The organism is Nostoc sp. UHCC 0870, assembly GCF_022063185.1.
In the GTDB taxonomy this organism is placed as follows: Bacteria; Cyanobacteriota; Cyanobacteriia; order Cyanobacteriales; family Nostocaceae; genus Trichormus.
The window spans coordinates 1,104,611-1,124,383 of sequence record NZ_CP091913.1 but is presented as its reverse complement, the minus strand read 5'-3'; the positions used below and the strand labels follow the sequence as shown (position 1 = coordinate 1,124,383).

The window sequence follows — 19,773 nt, the reverse complement described above, 5'->3', positions numbered from 1 at the left end:
TACACACGATATAAGTAAGGTGACAGGGACTTTCATCCAATTTTAATGAGAAAAAACTTGTGGCGATTTTTGGGACTAGCGATCGCGATCGCCATTACTATTATTAGTTGTCATAGTCTACCAAAACCCAACTATGTCACAGTGAAACTTAGTGGCTGGGGAGGTTCGCCTGTAGAGCAAAAATTATTAACACAAGTTCTGCAAGGCTTTGCAGCCGAACATCCCAAAATTAAGGTCAAATATGAGGTAATTTCTGATCAATACATGGATGTGATGAAAACTCGCTTAGTTGGGGAAGCCGCGCCTGATGTTTTTTATCTAGATGCGCTGGAAGCTCCTTTTTTGATGAGTCAGAATGTCTTAGAACCTTTAAATAATTACATCACACCCAAATTTGACCTCGCAGACTTTGAACCAACTTTATTAAACAGCTTTAAATATCAAAACTCTATTTACGGTCTTCCCAAAGACTATTCCACCTTGGCACTGTTTTATAACAAAAAAGCATTCGCGGCGGCTGGGTTGAACACTCCGCCAACTACTTGGGAAGAACTCCGTACCTACTCTAAGCAATTAACAGGTAAACTCAACAGATACGGCTTCGGGGAAATGCCAGAATTAGCACGTCAGATTTATAAAATTAAAGCCTTTGGTGGACAAGTCATTGACGCAAACGGTTACGCTGCATTTGCTAGTCAGCAAGCTTTGCAGGGATTACAGCTAGTTATAGACCAGTATCGTCAAGACCGTTCCTCAGCCCAAAAATCTGACGTAGGGACAAACTCAGGTAGTGAAATGTTTGGTCAGGGTAAGGTAGCAATGGTGATTGAAGGTAACTGGTCAATTCCTTACCTACAAGAAACTTTTCCCAAATTAGAATTTGCTACCGCAGAAGTACCAACTATTAATAATAAAAAAGGCACAATGGTTTATACCGTTGCCTATGTGATGAACAGGCAATCAAAACATAAAGCTGAAGCTTGGGAATTAATTTCTTATCTCACAGGGAAAGCGGGAATGCAGAAATGGACAGGAACAGGGTTTGCTTTACCCACACGCCAATCAGTCGCCGAGAAGTTAGGATATGAGCAAGATGTGTTGCGATCGCCTTTAGTTGCTGGTGTTAATTACGCTACACCATTACAAGTGGGTAAACATCCAGCCGCCATTGTCAACAATTTTGATAACCAGTTTATCAGTGCTTTATTAGGGCAGCAACCATTAAAGCAGGCAATGTTACAGGCGCAAAATGAAGTAAATCAGCAAATTCGAGCGATGGAGTGAACACTCATCAATTTGAAGCGGGATCTCAAAGTATTTGATCCATCAACAAAAATTTTCAACCATCCTCTAAGAGTGCTAATCTAGACGTTTTTTTGATGACTCACTTCTAAAGGTAAGAAAATAGTCAAAATTTCGCCGTATTGTGGACGCTGACGGACAATTAACTTACCACCGATCGCTTGAAACAGGTGTTTAGTAGCAGCAATATTTAAACTAATAGTACCTGTCTCTGGTTGAAACATGAGCAACTGACCCAGAGCTTTACGGATTGGTGGTGTGGGAGGGATATTGACTTTATTTGTATCTTGGCAGAGAGTTTGAGGCGATAATTGCAACTTTAGTTGATCTCCGGCGGGAATCACCTGAACTTGGATATGACTACCAGGCGGTAAACTGCGGGTGAAATTTTCTATTAACCCGGTTAGTACGCGGTCTAACATAGCCGGATTACTTACCACTGAGGGTAATTGCTGCGGTAAAACTACATCCAAAGTTAAATTACGACGCTGTGCTGCTTGCTCCCAACGGGGAATGCTTTGATGCAATACTTGATCGAGAGACATGGGAGTTAGGTGAGTTATAGCAAACTTCGCCGCCGCACAGGTTTCTAGTTCTGCTGCTTTAAATAACAACTCCATACGATCAATTTGCTCAGTACACTCGTGATCGATTTTTTCCAAGCGATTAATCACGGTCGTAGGCAAATCCCGCCGCTTTAACAGCAGGCGAGTCATAGTCCGAATAGTAGTCAGTGGGGTACGGACTTCATGGGCGAAAGCTTGGAGTAATTCTACATCAGCTTTGGGTGCTGGGGGATTAGGCATTGGGCTTCCGCCGTGAGCGTCAGCCGAACGGGATGGGGTATTAGGCCTTGAGCATTGGGGGAACTCTTCCCTAGTCCCTTCTTCTGGTAATTCTTGGAGCAAAAATTGGCTAAATTGAAAGGCGGTGCGGTAATCGGGTGGTACTAAGGGATAGCTTTCAACTAATGAATCCAACTCACGAAAGAAATCGGGATTACTGAGCATGACTCGCGCACCAAGCGATCGCCATGCTTGTTGTACTACTTCTGGCTCAAAAGAAAATGAAAATGATTTTGTACCATCTTTGCCTGTTGCTAAAACCAGCACTAATCTAAATTTATCTGTAAATACCAGACAAAACTGTTCTGCTGCGAGGGGATCGGCTGGTAATAAAGGTAAAACTGACTCATCGGGAGTAGTTTCTTCTGGAGAGATAACGGCCGTAGGTAGGTCTTCAACCATCCCATCTGGCATATGAAATGGCATCAATGCCAAAGGGTTAAACAACTTAGCTGTAAAAGTTACTGTCTGCAACCTTTTAGTAAGTATTGGCTGACTAAATAAAGGTGCAGGTGCAGCCAATACTAGTCCCAGGGTTTTATCAGGTGCAGTTTTAGCTAAAGTGTTAATTAACAAATGTTCTATCGCTGCTAGACTCATCCGCCATTGCCTCTCTGCTTTGGTTGGTGAGCCTTCAGTCACAATAGATTCACTTTCGGCTAACACTTCACTCAGACTTGGCAAGATCCATTCGTACACAGACTTTCACCTCTTTGTTCAAGAGCGACTAGCAGCTTTGAGATTTCAAGTTTCACTACTAATTAGAGGTTATAGTTATTTACACCCTAACAACAGTCGTATAACCGAACAAAATAGGCGCAATTTCCCCTTCAATCCCCGTCCAACACCTTCAACCCCTACACCCTTAAACCCTTACACCCCTAATGAAACACTATTCATAAATCTACCCAACAACCGTCAGGATAGCCTTCCATTGGGCAAGGGTAAAGCAATGCTAAGTTTGTCTGTATAGGTGGCATCCTCATCATGGAAAAAGATTCTATAGCTACCTTATCCTCACTAACATCAGTAGATTGAAGTTTATTTAAGTCGAGTGTGTAGTTGATTTTCAGAACTTCTGACTTTGATATACCGTATTTTTCCAATACCTTGCTTAATTTAGATTGATTCAAGACTTCTATTAGTTCCTGTTTAATCTCGTTTTCTACTTGCTTTAAGGTTTGAGAATCTAAAACTGTTTCTGGTAAATTGTTAGAACTCATAATGATGGTCAATCCTGGAAATTTATGTAGATGTGCTATTTAATGTGATTTCGATGAATAAATTCTAGTAGTCCAGATATTTCGCGAAATCTGAAGTTAAACTTCACCTAATTATTGCATACACCTTACTTAATAGTAATTACGCAGTAAGTTGCAAAACTTGACATATGAGGCGTAATTGCTTTGTCACTACCTAGCTCATGCAAAAAAAAACCAGCCTCCCACAGCTGGTCTCAAAATATTCATTCGCGTTGTCTTCTCAATAGAGTCAAAACCCAGTTGCGAGTTCCCAAAACGCAACCAGAAACTTTTCTTAACAATATTGTAACAGCCAACACAGTTTTTTAAAAAAAATTTACCAAAAAAAGATAAGTCTAAAGAAAATTAACCTCTATCTTTGAGAATATTTCAAAAAGCCTTTGGGCTGAGTCATTAGAGAACAAAAATTATGCAACAAATAATACCAAGCCTTCACAAGCTAGCAGTGCTTGAGGAAAAGCAGACGTGATTTCACGTTGAACTTTGTCGAGAAAATCATCATGGTCATCTGGGTGGTGATGAGAAATCACTAACTGTCGCACATTAGCGGTTTGAGCTATTTCCACAGATGCTTGCCAAAGGGAATCGGCACAGTCATGGTCATGGGATGTTGGCGGACTATAAGTAGCATTAGCAATTAATAAATCGACACCTTGAATAATTTCGATGATGTCGTCTCGTTCTACTTGTTCTGCACGGTAACTTAAATCTGTAATATAAGCAACACTATAGTCTTGCCAGCTCACCCGATAACCAATTGATCGCTGAGTTTGGTTGATCAGTGCAGTTTTAATAACAATATCGTCTATTTTGACTTCACTGTTGGAGGTGATATTTTTAAACTGCAACTCAGACTGCATGACCTGTAGAGGGTAGGGAAAGTGCGGTTGGAGCATTTGGTCACACAGACATTGTTTGATAGAAGCCCCATTGGAAGCAGCTGCACCATAAATATGGAAGCAATTGTGCGGAATAAATGCGGGTGCAAAAAAGGGAAACCCCTGAATCCGATTTGATTGGGAATTAGTAAAAAATAAATGGGCTTCTAATGGCTGTTCTAAATGTTGCCAAGTTTTGCCTAGTACACGTAAACCCGTACCACCATCAAAAATTAAGTTTTTACCGCCTACGCGCATTTCTACACAAGTAGTATTACCACCATAGCGGCTGGTATTAACGTCTGGCGTGGGAATCAAACCCCTGACACCCCAAAATTTCAAAGCAAAATCACCCACAAGGCTACTTGGTGAGTTGGCTGACTTTTCAGTTAGGTAGACCTGAGAACCTGACAGCTCAATATTTGACATTTTTTTTGCATTTAGACCTTAGTGAGCAGGTCATCGTAGTACCGCACTTCCAAAATTCGGTTTTGTTCGTCCACAATGACTACCGTAGGAGTGTAACTTTTTAACTCCTCTGGAGTAAACTGCCCGTAAGCCATTATAATCACGCGATCGCCGATCATGCCTAGACGGGCGGCAGCCCCATTTAGTTCAATAATTCCCGAATGGGCTAGAGCTGGTATTGCATAAGTAATGAACCGCTCGCCATTAGCATTATTCACTACTTGCACTTGCTCGTATGGTAAAATGCCAGATTTTTCTAACAAGATTTTATCGATGCTAATACTACCCACATAATTGATGTTTGCTCCCGTGAGGGTGCAATTGTGAATTTTTGCTAAAAGTAGGGTACGCTGCATTTCGTTTCAATGTTATGAGTGCTGAGTAATGAGTGCTGAGTAATGAGTAATGAGTAATGAATTATGAGTAATGAATTATGAGTAATAAATTATGAGTAATGAGGGATATGCTCAATCGACATGGGCTTAAGCCCCACTACGCATAACACAACTCAATACTCTCGAAACTCAGCACCGGCTAAACGCCGCGCTACCCCTAACAGCACGGGCTAAACGCCCCGCTCCGCTAACACTACTCAGCACTCATTACTCAGCACTCATTACTCACTTTAGTCTTACCGATTAGCGATCGCCTACTATCCCTTGTAAGCTTTTATAGACTCTTCTACCAGGGGTGCTACCTTGTCAACATCTTGCCAACCGAGAATTTCAGTCACTTTCTTTTCTAAATTTTTGTAACTGCGGAAAAATTCAGCAATTTCTTCTAAGCGATGTGGAGCTATATCTCTCAAAGATTTTACGTGTGTGTAACGTGGATCTTTGTCTGGTACACACAGAATTTTCTCATCGCGATCGCCACCGTCAATCATTTGCAAAAAGCCAATCGGTCTGGCAGGAATGATACAACCTGGAAAAGTTGGCTCATCCATAATTACCATACCATCCAAGGGATCGCCATCATCCGCCAAGGTGTTGGGTATGAAACCATAGTCGTAGGGATATTTTACTGAAGAATACAGTACCCGATCTAGAGCAAAGGCTTGCAGGTCTTTATCAAATTCATATTTATTTTTGCTACCACCGGCAATTTCGATCAAAACATTAATCACACCGGGTTTTGGCTGGGCTGGAATAAGGGATAAGTCCACAAAAAATTCCTCTCTCTGTTTTACTTAAAATTTATCGGGGACATACTCCCCGTGTAAAATTTTATGGCCAAGATGGACTTATTCCAAAGTATTATTCTGAACTTCGCATAATTATCAGGTGCATGGAGATAACTGCTTCAAGCCTTGATATTTCCTTTTTTAAGCAAAAAGCGTTGTGAACAAACATCACAACGCTTTTATAACTCGCTGATCAACCTTTGATACGCAACGCTAATGCAAATTAAATTTTGTTAAAACACTGCATTATCGGGCTTATACACAACTTAGCTCAAAGTTTTAGCTAAGAACGCAGATTTGGCTCGGATATTATTGAAGTTAAATACAAAATACTAGCTCAAAATTTTTTCTCCGTTGTTTGTGTTTGGAACTTTTGGCTGTTACATCTTACAGTTGATAATTTTGTCTATCGCTCACCTGTCTTGAGTTCGTAGGTCATAGGTTGCTGACTTTCTGGAACATTGGTGGAATAATGGGCAATGACAAACACAGGTAGTGTTAGAGTGACCACAGCTATTAATGTTCCCACAATGTCTGCCAAACGATGGGAATACGTGTCGGGAGGGTTGGCAGACTGGCTATCTGAATTCATACAGAATTAGAGTTAATCACAATTAATTGGAGGTTAGCTCTCTAGTAGAGAGTTTCAATACTATTTTAGCTATTTTCGATTGTCAAATGTGTAGCCGATCAAAGTTTGGTTAGGTTCATATTTGTAGGATTTGTGCTTGGCAATCTTGATACATGGTTGCATATGAACATTTCTGACTTGACCGAGGACATCATATGTTAGCCTTCATCTGTCTAATGTATTAATTTCAGGTTAAGCATAGATTAAATACACGGGATAATTACTTGATTTTTATTTTTCAGCAAATTAATTATTTATCTGAATGGTTTCATCTTACTAAGATTTTACCATATTTGAATCCTTTGTCTAAGCTATTTCTAGCGATTTAGCTTGTTCATTATACTTGTAATAATCCGCAGTTTTACTGGCCTATGGAAGTCTTTTTTGAACCGCTAAAAAATATTAGCCCTAAATACATTGATAACCATAAATAGATAGGTTAGCAGGTTTTCATAAACAAAAAATCCCACCGAAGAAATACAGACAAATTTTCAGGATTTGCTAGTGACGATTCGGTAATTACACCATCAATCTTTGCCGAAATGTAAATTGATAAATTTAAGTAATATTACTTTATTTTTATATAAGTAGAGTAAAAAACGCTTTTTGTTTTTAGATGGGGGATGGGGGAGCAAGGGAGTTCTAATTGGGAAAAACCGCCACTATAGGGCGGTCTAGTTAAGCAATCGGAGGGTAATTTCTAGACTACCCTCCTCATTTGCAGATTGTTGTAGCAGAATTTGCACTTACTTTTGGGCGAATGCTCAAGACAAACTACTGTCTACCGTAGGCACTCATTGGTTCTTTAATAAAGCGAATATAAAAATGTTTGAACGTAGACTTGATTACCCTGGGCATAGCAAAATCAATTGGTGTTAACTGGTCTGGCAGTCGCCAATCTGTAATTTGAAGTAAGTCAGGATGTAAGTTGGGAAAATCAATGTCAGCTAATTCTGGACAAACTCCTAGGCGTTGAGAAGCTGCAACAGTAGGGACTTCATGGGGTGGAACGTTGAGAACTTCTACCATTGCCCTATCTAGGGCGAAGACATTGGATGCTGCGGCTAATATTCCCAAGGGGCGGGGTTCGCCACCACTAGGGCCATTACCTTCATGTCCAATGATCCCATCTAAAATAGTTAAATCTGGATTAATCGCCTTGGCAGTTTCGACTAACATTTCCCCGAAGCGGTTCGCATCTTTGCCTGCTTCCATGTGCCACCATGCTTTCATTTTGCCGGGAACGCAACCAAAGAGGTTTTTGACTCCCAAAGTTAAGGTTAATTGGCTATGGGACTTGACTTTCGGTAGATTAATCACCACATCGGCTTCTATCGCTTCTTTACTGATTAGTAGGTGATTAAAATTTTCGCTCACGGTTTGGTAACGCTGTCCGTGAAATTCAATGATAGGAAGATTTAATTCTTGGATGATTGGCTGATAACCATTAGCTATGGCTACACCTTTGGCACTACCAAATGCTGGACTATCCCCTAAAAATGGTTTACCACCTGCGGCAATTACCATCTGAGCAACTGCATAAACTATTTCAGCGCGAGTGGTACACTCTTTTTGAGGACGCGCACCTGTGAGCAAATTTGGTTTGAGTAAGACACGTTGCCCTGGTTTGACAAAGGCCGCCATCCCCCCCAAAGGTTCTAGTAAGGTAACTAAAGATTCTCTTAAAGTATCTTTTTCGTAAGAAGTAGCCCGAATGAGGCTGACAGATGGTTTTGAGTTCTGCATGAGTTATGAGTTATGAGTGCTGTTAGCGGTAGCGCGGCGTTTAGCCGGTGCTGAGTTATGAGTCAGAGGGTGTTTGAATTTTGAATTTTGAATTTTGTTAGCGCAGCGTTAGCGAGTCATGCCTACGGCACGCCAAGGGCGAACGAGCGTCATTTTGAATTTTGAATTGATTATTCCCCAGTCCCTAAAATACTGCTCATCTGTTCTAGATTTAACACAGTAGCTAATTCTGCTTCACTCATTAGACCTTTTTCTAAAACAATCTGTCGTAGGGATTTGCCTGTTTCTAGGGATTCTTTGGCGACGGCGGCGGCGTTTAGATAACCAATATGGGTGTTAAGTGCGGTGACTAAAGCTAGACTACCTTCAGCGTAGGCTAAACAACGTTCTTTATTAGCGGTAATTCCCTCTATACAACGTTCCGTGAGGGCGGCGATAGTATTACCGAGAATTTCTATACTGTGAATCAGGTTATAGGCTATTAACGGCATCATCACGTTCAATTCTAATTGTCCAGCTTGGGCGGCAAAAGCGATCGCATTGTCGTAACCCATCACCTGAAAACATACCATTGATGTCATCTCTGCCATCACGGGGTTATATTTTCCTGGCATAATCGATGAACCAGGTTGTACTGGGGGTAATTGTATTTCTTTCAAGCCAGTTTTTGGGCCGGAATCCATCAGGCGCAAGTCGTGGGAAATTTTGGCTAAATCTTGGGCTAAGTTACGTAATGCGCCAGAAACATTGACAAATGCGCCCATACTTTGCATTGCAGCCATGAGATGGGGTGCAGGTTGCAGAGGAAAGTTGAGTAATTCTGAGAGGACTTCCACCACACGAACGCGATATTGGGGATGGGTATTTAGTCCAGTTCCAGCCGCACTACCACCCAACCCCAGCACCATTAAATCCCCAGAGGCTGTATAAAGGCGGTTTTGGTGTTCTGAGAGGATTTGCGCCCAAGCCCGGAAGTTTTCACCTAAACGCACGGGTACAGCGTCTTGTAGGTGAGTTCTGCCAGATTTAACGATATCTTGAAATTCTACAGCTTTATTTTCTAAGGTAGCGATCGCTTTCTCTAAAGCGGGGTGTAATGTCCTCTCCAGTGCTAACAAGCCACCAATCCTAATGGCTGTCGGAATCACATCGTTGGTAGACTGTCCGTAGTTGACATGATCGTTGGGACTAACTCTTTTGTAATTGCCTTTCTCTTCACCGAGAATTTCTAAAGCCCGGTTTGATAAGACTTCATTGACATTCATGTGGTGCGAAGTCCCTGCACCGGCTTGATAAACATCTACCACAAATTGATCACGGAATTTGCCAGCGAGGATTTCATCAGCTGCTTCCACGATGACTTGGCTAATATCTTGGGGTATACAGCCTAATTCACCGTTAACAATGGCTGTAGCTTTTTTAATAAATAAACAAGCATCTACGTAAGTAGGTAATGGCTTAATGCCGCTAATGGGGAAGTTTTCGATAGCTCGCAGAGTTTGGATACCGTAATAAACATCACTCGCAATTTGGCGATCGCCCATTGAATCGCGTTCGATCCGAAAATCTCTATTATCAGTCATATTATTGTTGGGATGATCTCAAAATACAGATCATGCCATGCAAATACACAAAAAACTTGATTGTTCTAGAGATATGGTTCTTGAGTACATTAAGTTTTGAGAGTTAAACGGGAAAACGTCCATAAGATGAGCATGAAGACTAAGTAAATTATACCCACCAGCCCAAACTCAATCAAAGGGATATAGGTTACTTCATAAATTCTGCCCAAGCCGCGTTCAGTCAATCCGTAAACCGCTATTACACTCACTAAGAAAATTCCGTAAATAGTACGTTTAGTCAAGCTACTCACTGGTAAACCGTGGAGTTGGGTAAGTACAAGAATTCCCAGAAAACCAAAGAGAAATGTTGGCCATTTAGTCTGTCCTAGCATCCAGGACACAACTACACTATGTAAAAGCACCGTAATTTCCAAACTGAATGTCCACCAACGGTTTGTATGAGCGCGATTAAAGATTAATGACGATTGGAGCAGCAGCAAAAACATATAGAAAAAACCAATTAAGTGTCCCGCAGTCGCTTCCATTGGATGATACCAAAAGGTGTAGATAGCAGCGAAGGAGAAAAAATAGCCGTGGTACACCTTGATAATTCGCAAAAACTCTTGATGGAATGGCACAGGATTGCCAAAAAACAAGCCGCGTCGAGGTGTTTCCAAAATCAGTATGAAGACTAGTAGAAGTACAACCGCACCTTGGGAAGCCCAAATGGAGGTATCTTGAGCTAGGGCATCGTACCAAATGTAGGTTTGCAGGAAGTGTAAAGCGATAAATGCACCATTGATGGCAAGCATCGCGTAATTAATGGGGTGCAACGCTGTTTTGTATTTCAACTGCGTTTGCTGCGCCCACCAGATACACGCCCAGATGCCAAACTGATGCCCAAGGTACATACCCCAGGCTGTGGCTCTGCTCCAAAAAGTCGGATGAGGAAGCTTCCAGTAGTACCAGCTTAATCCTTGGTCAGGAAGCTTAATAATACTTGCAGGAATACCCCCACCCAGCCAAATTGCGTAGGTGAGGAGGATGCTGATAAAAATGCCGATAAATAATACTTGGCGACCTGTCATATTAATTCGTAATTCTTAATTAAAAGGATGTTTTAAAAGTTATGACTGATGTGTTAAATATTTTTACCCCACCCTAAACCTGATCTTGGAAAAGGGAGTAATAATTCAATTCAATTCATAGATAACAACTTTTAAAACAACCTCTAAGACCTAGCAAAAATACACGCAAGTCAAAATTCCAACTTAAACTAAGTAGTTTATTGACACTGCACTGTAATAGATTTTCAGACAACACGTTCTGCTTTTGATTCAGAAGTATTTTTATTCATTCGCCAACTTAAAATAAAAGCTAGCAGCACTACTAAAAAACCACTCAAGAAAGGGGCAGAACTCCCAAATTTCATGAAACTAGCTCCTGCCCATATTGAACCGACAATGCGAGCCAAGGCAGAACAAGAACTGGCAATTCCTAATATTTGTCCTTGGTCTTCTGTTACTGTTATTTGAGAAATGAGGCTATTCAATATTGGTTGATTGACACTAATTCCCCCTGCCACAAGTGTGGTAGATACTAATAATAAAATTAAGCTTTGTGAGAATCCAATTAGCAGTAATCCTACACCTAGTCCTAATATTCCCAAGGTAAGTAACTTGATTTCACCCAAGAGTTTCTTGAGAAATCCGATAAGTCCTCCTTGAACGATTGTGCAGACAATCCCCATGAAGGCAAAAAGATAACTAATTTGTTGAGGACCCCAGTTTAATTCCTGCTTAGACCATAAAGCAAACGTTGAGTCCATAGCTGCAACCGCAAAGGTAACTAAAAAGTAGATACCAATGAGCATACAGAACTGAGGACGCTGTAACAGATGTAGCAAATTTAGCCGTCGCTGACGGTAGCGATGAGCTTGGATTTTGGCTTTAGTCTCAGCATTGAGGGATTCTGGAAGTAATACCAAAGCACAAAGCAATGCTAATAAAGATAATCCGGCTGAGAACAACGATGGTAGATGGAAGTTAGCGTTGTCCGGGTCAGTCCCTACGAGAATACCTCCAATAGCTGGGCCGAGAATAAAGCCAAGACCAAAAGCTGCGCCGATGATGCCCATGCCACGAGCGCGATTAGCTGGTGTAGTAATATCTGCTATGTACGCCTGAGCAGTGGCTATATTACCTGCCATCATCCCCGCAAGACCACGAGCAATAAATAAAATCCCCAAGGAGTTGGCAAAACCTAAGCCTGTGTATGCAATTAAAGAACCGAACAGGGTTAGTAGTATAATGGGACGACGACCATAGCGATCGCTCAAGCTACCCCATAATGGTGCAAATAAGAACTGCATTAAAGAATAAATAGCCACAAGCAAAGTAGCTTCATTCGGTTCTGCACCGAATTGTTCAGCATACAAAGGCAGTATCGGCAAGATAATTCCGAAGCCAAGCAAGTCTATAAATACAATCAAAAATAAGACGAATGTAGGCCTGCCATTGTTATTATTCACCATTGATGCAATTTCCTTTGATACATAGTAGGGAACACTTAATCATAGAAATAACTTGGATACAACCAAAGTCAAATTTGAGCAATATGCCTGAATTTGACTTTGGTTGAGCGAAATCGCGTGGAACAAACCTACTATAAAAATCAACCCGATAATACTGCTAATACAAGCAACTATCATCTCATGCTTGCGTATAGCTCTTTTGATTTTCGCGTCTATGATCGTTTCTAGTTCTGTGTACGGCATTTAGTTTAATTTCGCTAAATACAAGAAGTGGGAAATTTACGTTAATACGTAAGTTTGAAAATGTCATTCTTTCTGCTTTATAGGCTACATATCAATACAGTTCACAGAAGATTTTATACTTACAATTCCCCTGAAAAAGTCGATTAAATCATCATTCAATTACCCTTTTCAATAGGAACTAAGGGGAATATTTAAGAACTATGTACCTTCAGTGAACTGAACTGTATTAGCCTACTTGCCTAGTCTTGCGTTGGCGCAGTTTCCAAATAGCACCTGAAACACCAAAAACTAATATTCCTAAGGTATAAGTCGGTTCAGGAACTAGAACCACAATGCTGACACGATTAATAGCCAAGCCAAATTGTGGAGCAGTACTGCTAAAAACAAGTCGTGAGATATTTGGAGTATCACTACGAATACCCAAAAATACTGCCGAATTATCTAAGGCTAGGGATGAAGTACTCAAAACAGAGAAAGTACCTAATAGGTTATTGACTTTATCAAAAGCAGTGATAAAAGTTTCTACTTGCTGGTTACTAATGTCTACAGCTATCTGAGTACCTACGCCAAAAACAGGCTTATCAAAACTAATGGTAAAAGGTCCTCCATTCCCTGGAGTACGAGGGTCAGGAGAGCCGGGGGAAAGAGGTCGAAAACCTGATGGGTCTATACCTCCAAAGAGAATATAATCACCTTGAGCAAAATTAGTCCGAATACCAGGAGGCGGTAAAGTTTGAAAGACAAACGGTGGAGTAAATCCAGGATTAGTAGCTGGAGCTATATCGACATTTAACCTTAATCCACCTTGGGAAGTTGTGGAGAAGGAGTTAGGCAAAAAAGCAGAAAAGCTAGGAGCAGATGGGTTGAATACTTTTCCTAAACTTACCCAGTCAACTTCATCATTACCTCTCAAAGCCGCGCGTTCATTTACTAAAAATGTGGCTGCCTGAACTGGTAGTTGAAAAACAGTGATTACGGCTGTAATTGCCGATAAATATTTAACCGATAGATTGAATACATGACTGCCCGAAAATATCACAATACTTAGCTCCTTAATTCCACAGAATCTGATGATCAAATGTAAAAAATGACTACCAACAATAAGGTAGCGTTTTATTCTCATTGAGATAGATAAAGCAAAAAAATGAATGCTCTACATGATAAATATGCAAGTTAGATGTGGAATAGCCAAGAAATAAATTATCCCAATAAATGTAGATGCGACAGCACCTTACCGCAGGCTACGATACAGACACAAAGGACACAGAACAATAGGCTACGATACAGGCACAAGGGACACAGAACAATAGACTAAGATACAGACACAAAGGACACAGAACAATGAAGAGTAGAGAAGATTTTTGTGTCAGTTTTTTGGATACTTTTAGACAGCTTGTCTCTTAGACAAACTGAATACTGATATTAGTTGAGAGATTCACAAGAGAAGCAAATTGATTTCCTGAGAAAGACAAGCTGCCGTTTGTGTTGTCGTAGAAGAACTGGCTGAGGTTAGTAGCACCAAATCCGAGTTTAGAAACTTGGATTACGTCCTTTTGACCAAAGTTGTAATCTGTGATGATGTCAAGACCATCAGCAAGGCTATTGAAAACAAACTTATCCGCACCAGCACCGCCTGTAAGAGTATCGTTACCTAATCCACCGATGATGGTGTCATTACCAAAGCCGCCGGAGATAATGTCATCACCTGCTCTACCTTCTAATCGGTTATTTTGGTTGTCACCAGTCAGGCTGTCACCTTCATCTGTACCGATAAGATTATCAAAGTTGATGACATCAAATGTGATTGTCCCCAAAAAAGGAACGTCAAAGGCGGAGATAGTTTGCGTTTGTAAATTAGCGACGACAGATACCCCAGGCAAAGATAGGGAGGAATCTATGGTGTTGTTAGCAACCTTAGCGTCAGCAATCACCGTTTCCACTTTAAACACTGTGTCTGTTCCGAAGCCGCCAGCTTTGGTAATTGTTCCTACTCCTGAGAGAGTGATAGTCTGACCTAGTTTGCTGTAGTCTACTACGTCAATACCATCTCCACCATCAATGCTGTCGTTACCCCGACCACCCTTAAAGGTGTCATCACCAGCACCACCGAACAAGGTGTCATTGCCGTCTCCACCATCAATCAGGTCGTTCCCATCTCTACCATCAATATAGTCGTCTCCAGCCAGACCACTTAATTGGTTATTTTGGCTGTCGCCCTTAATAATGTCGTCATTAATTGTACCGATAACATTGTCAAAGTTAACGACATTAAATGTCAAATCTCCTAAACCAGGAACGTTAAGGGCAGAGATGGTTTGGGCTTCTAGGTCAGCAATGGCAGGTACACCCGACAAAGATTGAGACGCATCTATCGTGTTGTTGGCAACACTAGCATCAGCAATTACTTTTTCTACTTGAAAGACGGTATCTGTACCAAATCCACCAGCTTTGATAATTGACCCTACTCCTGACAGGGTGATTTTTTTACCCAAACTGCCGTAGTCTGCGGTATCAAAGCCGTCTCCACCATTGATGGTGTCGTTACCTCGACTGCCTCTAAATATGTCATCACCGCCATTACCAGTTAATGTATTACTCTGGGTATCACCAGTAATGATGTCATCTTCATTTGTGCCGATGACATCATCAAAGTTGACTACAGTAAATGGCAATGTCCCTAGACCAGGAACATTGTTGGCTGACAAAGTTTTACTTTGTAGGTTAACGGTGATGGATACACCAGAAACAGATGCGGAGGCATCTATAGTATTCTTGGCAACACTAGCATCGGCAACAATTCTTTCTACTTTAAAGAGTGAGTCTGTACCCAATCCACCAGCTTTGATAATTGTCCCTACTTCTGAGAGAGTGATAGTCTGACCTAGTTTGCTGTAGTCTGCGGTATCCGTGCCGGTTCCACCATCAATATAGTCATCACCCTGACTACCCTTAAAGGTGTCATTACCAGCACCACCTAACAAGGTGTCATTGCCGTCTCCACCATCAATCAGGTCGTTCCCACCTCTACCATCAATGATGTCGTCTCCAGCCAGACCAGTTAATTGGTTATTTTGTCCGTCGCCTTTGATGCTGTCATCATTAATTGTACCGATAACATTGTCAAAGTTGACGACATTAAATGTCAAATCTCCTAAACCAGGAACGTTAAGCGCAGAGATGGTTTGAGCTTGCAAGTCGGCAATGGCAGCAACTCCAAGCAAAGAGGCGGAGGCATCTATGGTGTTGTTAGAAACCTTAGCATCAGCAATTACTTTCTCTACCTTAAAGAGTATGTCTTGACCTAATCCACCAGCTTTAGTAACTGTTCCTACTCCTGAGAGAGTGATAGTCTGACCTAGTTTGCTGTAGTCTACTACGTCAATACCATCTCCACCATCAATGTTGTCGTTACCCTGACCACCCTTAAAGGTGTCATCACCAGCACCACCAAGCAAGGTGTCATTGCCGTCTCCACCATCAATCAGGTCGTTCCCACCTCTACCATCAATATAGTCGTCTCCAGCCAGACCACTTAATTGGTTATTTTGGCTGTCACCTTTGATGCTGTCATTGTTGATAGTACCGATAACATTGTCAAAGTTGACGACATTAAATGTCAAATCTCCTAAACCAGGAACGTTAAGGGCAGAGATGGTTTGGGCTTCTAAGTCAGCAATGGCAGGTACACCTGACAAAGATTGAGACGCATCTATCGTGTTGTTGGCAACAGTAGCATCAGCAATTACCTTTTCTACTTGAAAGACGGTATCTGTACCAAATCCACCAGCTTTGATAATTGACCCTACTCCTGACAGGGTGATTTTTTTACCCAAACTGCCGTAGTCTGCGGTATCAAAGCCGTCTCCACCATTGATGGTGTCGTTACCTCGACTACCTTTAAATGTGTCATCACCACCATCACCAGACAAGGAGTCATTACCCAGTCCACCATCAATCAGATCATTACCTAGACCACCATTGATTATGTCGTTACCGGCAAAACCATTAATCTCATCGTCGCTATCAAAGCCATTCAAAAAATCATTGTTGGCAGTACCATTAATTTTCACAATAATCTATACCTCTGTGGTGTTATTACTCACATGAACTGAACACTTGTAATACTCACATAATACAAAGAATAAAATTATAAATTTTTCATGAAGTTTCAGGGAATATACGTAAATAAACTTTAATATAACCTGAAAGATTTTTCTTGTTTTTAGGGAAATAAATGCTTTTATTTCCCTAATTAGGGTTTGCAGAATAAACCTAAAACCTGAATAAATTAAGACATTCAGGTGGATAGAAGGTGAATAAGATGTAAGCAAAAGAGTTACAATAGGGGAAAGTCCTTGCGCTAAAATGCGTTAAAATGTATAGAAAAGTGCAAGAACAAGAAACAGCACCAGAAAAATTTGAACTACCCTTTGAGGGGACTTCCAGAAATTAAATATGCGTTTTCCAGAAACCTTGTAGAGACGTTACATGGAACGTCTCTACATTCTTTTTTGGAGATGTCTATTTGACATTAGGGCAATTATTTGGTTGGTTGAAATTATAGAAAATTGCTCAACCCAAATCATGACTTTACCCAACTGGATAACTTTTTCTCGCCTTCTGGGTGTCCCATTTCTACTTTATGGTTTGTACAACCCTACAGAGCAAGCTAAATGGATATGTTTAGCAATTTTTTTAGTCGCTGCACTCACAGATTGGTTAGATGGATATTTAGCACGAAAACTTAACCAAATTACTGATTTGGGTAAGTTTCTTGATCCTTTAGTGGATAAATTGTTAGTATTAGCACCCCTGCTGGTGTTAGTGGAATTGGGAAAAATTCCGGCTTGGGGAGTGTTCTTAATTTTAGCGCGGGAAATAGCGATCGCAGGTTGGCGAGTTAATCAAACGACGATTACCGGGGCAAATATTTGGGGTAAACTCAAAACGGTCAGTCAAATTATTGCGATCGCCTTCCTCATTGCACCCTTATCAGTAGAGTGGCAAATTCCCTCTCTTATCGCCTTTTGGATTTCTGTCACCTTGACGTTAATCTCTGGGGGAATTTATCTGTGGCCGCAAAGTTCTGCAAGCGACAAACCCCCAGAGAAAAACTGAAATTCTCAAGTTGAATTTTTTGTATATTAATAGTTGTTTTCTAAACGTGTTAGTAAATTTTGCGCTGTTCTAGCTGATGGGCCAGCAACAATAAAAAATGCCATACCTTTGGAACTAATACACCGGATTGTACCGCTATATTGTCCGGTTTCTCCATAGACTCCCGATTCCAATGGTGCAAAACCTTTAGTGAATCCCGTATTTCTCAGGGCTAATTCAGCTCTATTGAGACATTGTTGCTGGGTTAACCTAGTTGGTTGCCAAGAAGTCCATATTAAGCAGCTAGCTTGAGCTATTGATGGAACAAAAGAGACGAATAAAGTCGTTAGCAGTAGTAGGGATTCTTGGTTGCCTGCTTTTTTTCTAAGTACACCTAAAAAATTCAGTAGGCGATTTTTATTTCTTTTCGATGAAACGTGAAGCATCTCAAAGCCTAAAATAACTCTATAGTTAAATATGTCACATATTTAACTATACTGAGTATCATTATGTTGAATTATTTAATTAATATTCATATATTTTTTGTACGAATTTATTAATGTTTAAGCGGACTAGAATAATATTCAACAGCAATCGAATCCACGAACCCGTAGTGTAAATTCCAATAATAATTTAAAAAACCTGCCGATCTTATACTAAAGATTAGCAGGATTAGGGATTTTATCAATCGGAGCGGCGGGATTCGAACCCACGACCTCCACTACCCCAAAGTGGCGCGCTACCAAGCTGCGCTACGCCCCGGTCAGAATTACCATATTATCGCAAAACTCTAGGATAATCAAGGGGTAAGTTTAAAAAACTTTGAGCATTCCAGCAGCTTGCAACAAACCAGGTATAGCAGGGGCTGGCCATTTACCTTCTGCACAGCGTCCTGAGTTGAGGATGAAGCGCAAACTGTATTCATGGGGATAGCCTTCTACCTCCATCCATAATAAATCGCTTTCGGCTTCACAGGCAATTTTTTCCTCATCCATTAATTCGGCGGTGAGTTGTTTCATGGTGTCGGCTAGCTTTGCCAACAGGCGACAAAAATCATCTATCTCGGCTGCGGTTAACTCGATTGCCCAATCATCAGTACCGACTAATCCTTGAAACTCGCTGGTGTGAGGATTCCAGCCGATGCGCCAACCTTCACCGCTTTTAATTAGACGTTCCATGAGGGTTAGGGATTGGGGTTAAAGATGTTGGTGAGGATTTGAACTAGGGTATCTCTTTGGGTGCGAGTGAGGTTTTTAATGACAGTGCGATCGCCATCTAAGGGGTTCTGCCTTAAGGTATCATTACCTGGGTAGGTTGTGTCATACATGATTTCATTGGCATCCAGATAATCAGCTAACGTTAGCTTCCAATCTAGGCGATAATTGGGGGCGCGTTCTTTAACGTAGATGTGATATCTAATCAGCCGGCTGGCTAGGGTGCTATTTTCTGCTACTTTCCCTGATTCTTTGCTGATATATTGGTTTTCTTTGGGCAAATCAGGCAATTTTTCATAGACTATCTGCCAGACATCACTGGGACTAACTCTTTGGGCTTGTGCTGGTGATAGAGGAAATATACTTATTCCTGAAGCTAATAAAATCACACTGAGAGTTGAGATAGCGATCGCAATTAATTTAAGTCGCACAAATATAAACTGAGAATGAGAAAGAATTTTTTACTTGTTCATAGTAGTGAATATCTGAGGTGAAAGCACAAAGCAAATAGTTTTTAACTCTGCACCGCTACGCTAACAGCACTTCCACCTCAGCATTAATTTCACAGCTCGCCAATGATTTCTGGTTGTGTCAGTTCATCGGACATTTCAATAATTGCCCTTAGCACAGGTTTCATCATGGCATCTTCGGCATTTTCAAATTCTTCATAACGCCGACGCTTGGCACGATTTGCCACTTGAACCGTAATGCGGTAGCGATTGGAAGCTGCACTAATTAGTTCCTCGGAACGGTGCATAATCTGAGACTGTGTTGTCTCGAACTTAGAACGCTTGAGCATAGTAATTGGT

General features: G+C 41.1%; 18 protein-coding genes and 1 tRNA gene. 2 read left to right on the top strand and 17 right to left on the bottom strand.

The window, feature by feature from the left end:
• Positions 1-45: 45 nt before the first annotated feature.
• A complete protein-coding gene (locus L6494_RS04960) occupies positions 46-1,284 on the top strand; it encodes an ABC transporter substrate-binding protein (RefSeq protein WP_237991720.1) in 1,239 nt (412 codons plus the stop codon).
• Between the two features lie 80 nt (positions 1,285-1,364).
• Here the strand turns inward: L6494_RS04960 and L6494_RS04955 are convergent, their stop codons facing one another.
• The 12 genes from L6494_RS04955 to L6494_RS04890 all read right to left on the bottom strand — a co-directional run bounded on the left by L6494_RS04955 (position 1,365) and on the right by L6494_RS04890 (position 16,723).
• Entirely contained in the window at positions 1,365-2,846 is a 1,482-nt protein-coding gene (locus tag L6494_RS04955) for a sensor histidine kinase (protein WP_237991719.1), read from the bottom strand.
• A gap of 197 nt (positions 2,847-3,043) precedes the next feature.
• Complete coding sequence (locus L6494_RS04950) at positions 3,044-3,370, bottom strand: hypothetical protein (RefSeq protein WP_237991718.1); 327 nt, start codon at positions 3,368-3,370, stop codon at positions 3,044-3,046.
• Positions 3,371-3,816: 446 nt separating this feature from the next.
• Positions 3,817-4,716 carry an MBL fold metallo-hydrolase gene (locus L6494_RS04945; protein WP_237991717.1) on the bottom strand — a complete coding sequence of 300 codons (900 nt, stop codon included), beginning with the start codon at positions 4,714-4,716 and terminating at the stop codon, positions 3,817-3,819.
• Positions 4,717-4,727: 11 nt separating this feature from the next.
• Positions 4,728-5,111 (bottom strand): aspartate 1-decarboxylase, encoded by a 384-nt coding sequence (gene panD / locus L6494_RS04940; protein WP_237991716.1) that lies wholly within the window; start codon positions 5,109-5,111, stop codon positions 4,728-4,730.
• A gap of 296 nt (positions 5,112-5,407) precedes the next feature.
• On the bottom strand, positions 5,408-5,920 hold the full coding sequence (locus L6494_RS04935) for an inorganic diphosphatase (RefSeq protein WP_237991715.1): 513 nt from the start codon (positions 5,918-5,920) through the stop codon (positions 5,408-5,410).
• Positions 5,921-6,344: 424 nt separating this feature from the next.
• Positions 6,345-6,530, bottom strand: a complete 186-nt coding sequence (locus L6494_RS04930; protein WP_237991714.1) for a hypothetical protein — start codon at positions 6,528-6,530, stop codon at positions 6,345-6,347.
• Between the two features lie 813 nt (positions 6,531-7,343).
• Positions 7,344-8,315 carry a DUF362 domain-containing protein gene (locus L6494_RS04925; protein WP_237991713.1) on the bottom strand — a complete coding sequence of 324 codons (972 nt, stop codon included), beginning with the start codon at positions 8,313-8,315 and terminating at the stop codon, positions 7,344-7,346.
• 170 nt (positions 8,316-8,485) lie between these two features.
• Positions 8,486-9,898, bottom strand: a complete 1,413-nt coding sequence (locus L6494_RS04920) for an aspartate ammonia-lyase (RefSeq protein ID WP_237991712.1) — start codon at positions 9,896-9,898, stop codon at positions 8,486-8,488.
• An 89-nt stretch (positions 9,899-9,987) separates the two neighbouring features.
• Complete coding sequence (locus tag L6494_RS04915; protein ID WP_237991711.1) at positions 9,988-10,965, bottom strand: hypothetical protein; 978 nt, start codon at positions 10,963-10,965, stop codon at positions 9,988-9,990.
• Between the two features lie 224 nt (positions 10,966-11,189).
• Positions 11,190-12,410 carry an MFS transporter gene (locus L6494_RS04910; protein WP_237991710.1) on the bottom strand — a complete coding sequence of 407 codons (1,221 nt, stop codon included), beginning with the start codon at positions 12,408-12,410 and terminating at the stop codon, positions 11,190-11,192.
• A gap of 469 nt (positions 12,411-12,879) precedes the next feature.
• Positions 12,880-13,692: a hypothetical protein gene (locus tag L6494_RS04905; protein WP_237991709.1), complete on the bottom strand. Its 813-nt coding sequence runs from the start codon at positions 13,690-13,692 to the stop codon at positions 12,880-12,882.
• A gap of 361 nt (positions 13,693-14,053) precedes the next feature.
• A complete protein-coding gene (locus L6494_RS04890) occupies positions 14,054-16,723 on the bottom strand; it encodes a beta strand repeat-containing protein (protein ID WP_330911066.1) in 2,670 nt (889 codons plus the stop codon).
• Positions 16,724-17,237: 514 nt separating this feature from the next.
• On the opposite strand from L6494_RS04890, the gene pgsA reads away from it, so the two are divergent.
• Positions 17,238-17,771: a CDP-diacylglycerol--glycerol-3-phosphate 3-phosphatidyltransferase gene (gene pgsA / locus L6494_RS04885; protein ID WP_237991708.1), complete on the top strand. Its 534-nt coding sequence runs from the start codon at positions 17,238-17,240 to the stop codon at positions 17,769-17,771.
• A 26-nt stretch (positions 17,772-17,797) separates the two neighbouring features.
• On the opposite strand, the gene L6494_RS04880 is transcribed toward pgsA, so the two are convergent.
• From L6494_RS04880 to L6494_RS04860, 5 genes are all read right to left on the bottom strand, one after another.
• A complete protein-coding gene (locus L6494_RS04880) occupies positions 17,798-18,196 on the bottom strand; it encodes a hypothetical protein (RefSeq protein ID WP_237991707.1) in 399 nt (132 codons plus the stop codon).
• Between the two features lie 242 nt (positions 18,197-18,438).
• Positions 18,439-18,512, bottom strand: a tRNA-Pro gene (locus L6494_RS04875).
• Between the two features lie 50 nt (positions 18,513-18,562).
• Positions 18,563-18,928: a DUF1818 family protein gene (locus tag L6494_RS04870; RefSeq protein WP_237991706.1), complete on the bottom strand. Its 366-nt coding sequence runs from the start codon at positions 18,926-18,928 to the stop codon at positions 18,563-18,565.
• 5 nt (positions 18,929-18,933) lie between these two features.
• A complete protein-coding gene (locus L6494_RS04865) occupies positions 18,934-19,368 on the bottom strand; it encodes a hypothetical protein (protein ID WP_237995814.1) in 435 nt (144 codons plus the stop codon).
• Positions 19,369-19,526: 158 nt separating this feature from the next.
• Positions 19,527-19,763 (bottom strand): DNA-directed RNA polymerase subunit omega, encoded by a 237-nt coding sequence (locus tag L6494_RS04860; protein ID WP_190701020.1) that lies wholly within the window; start codon positions 19,761-19,763, stop codon positions 19,527-19,529.
• Positions 19,764-19,773 lie beyond the last annotated feature (10 nt).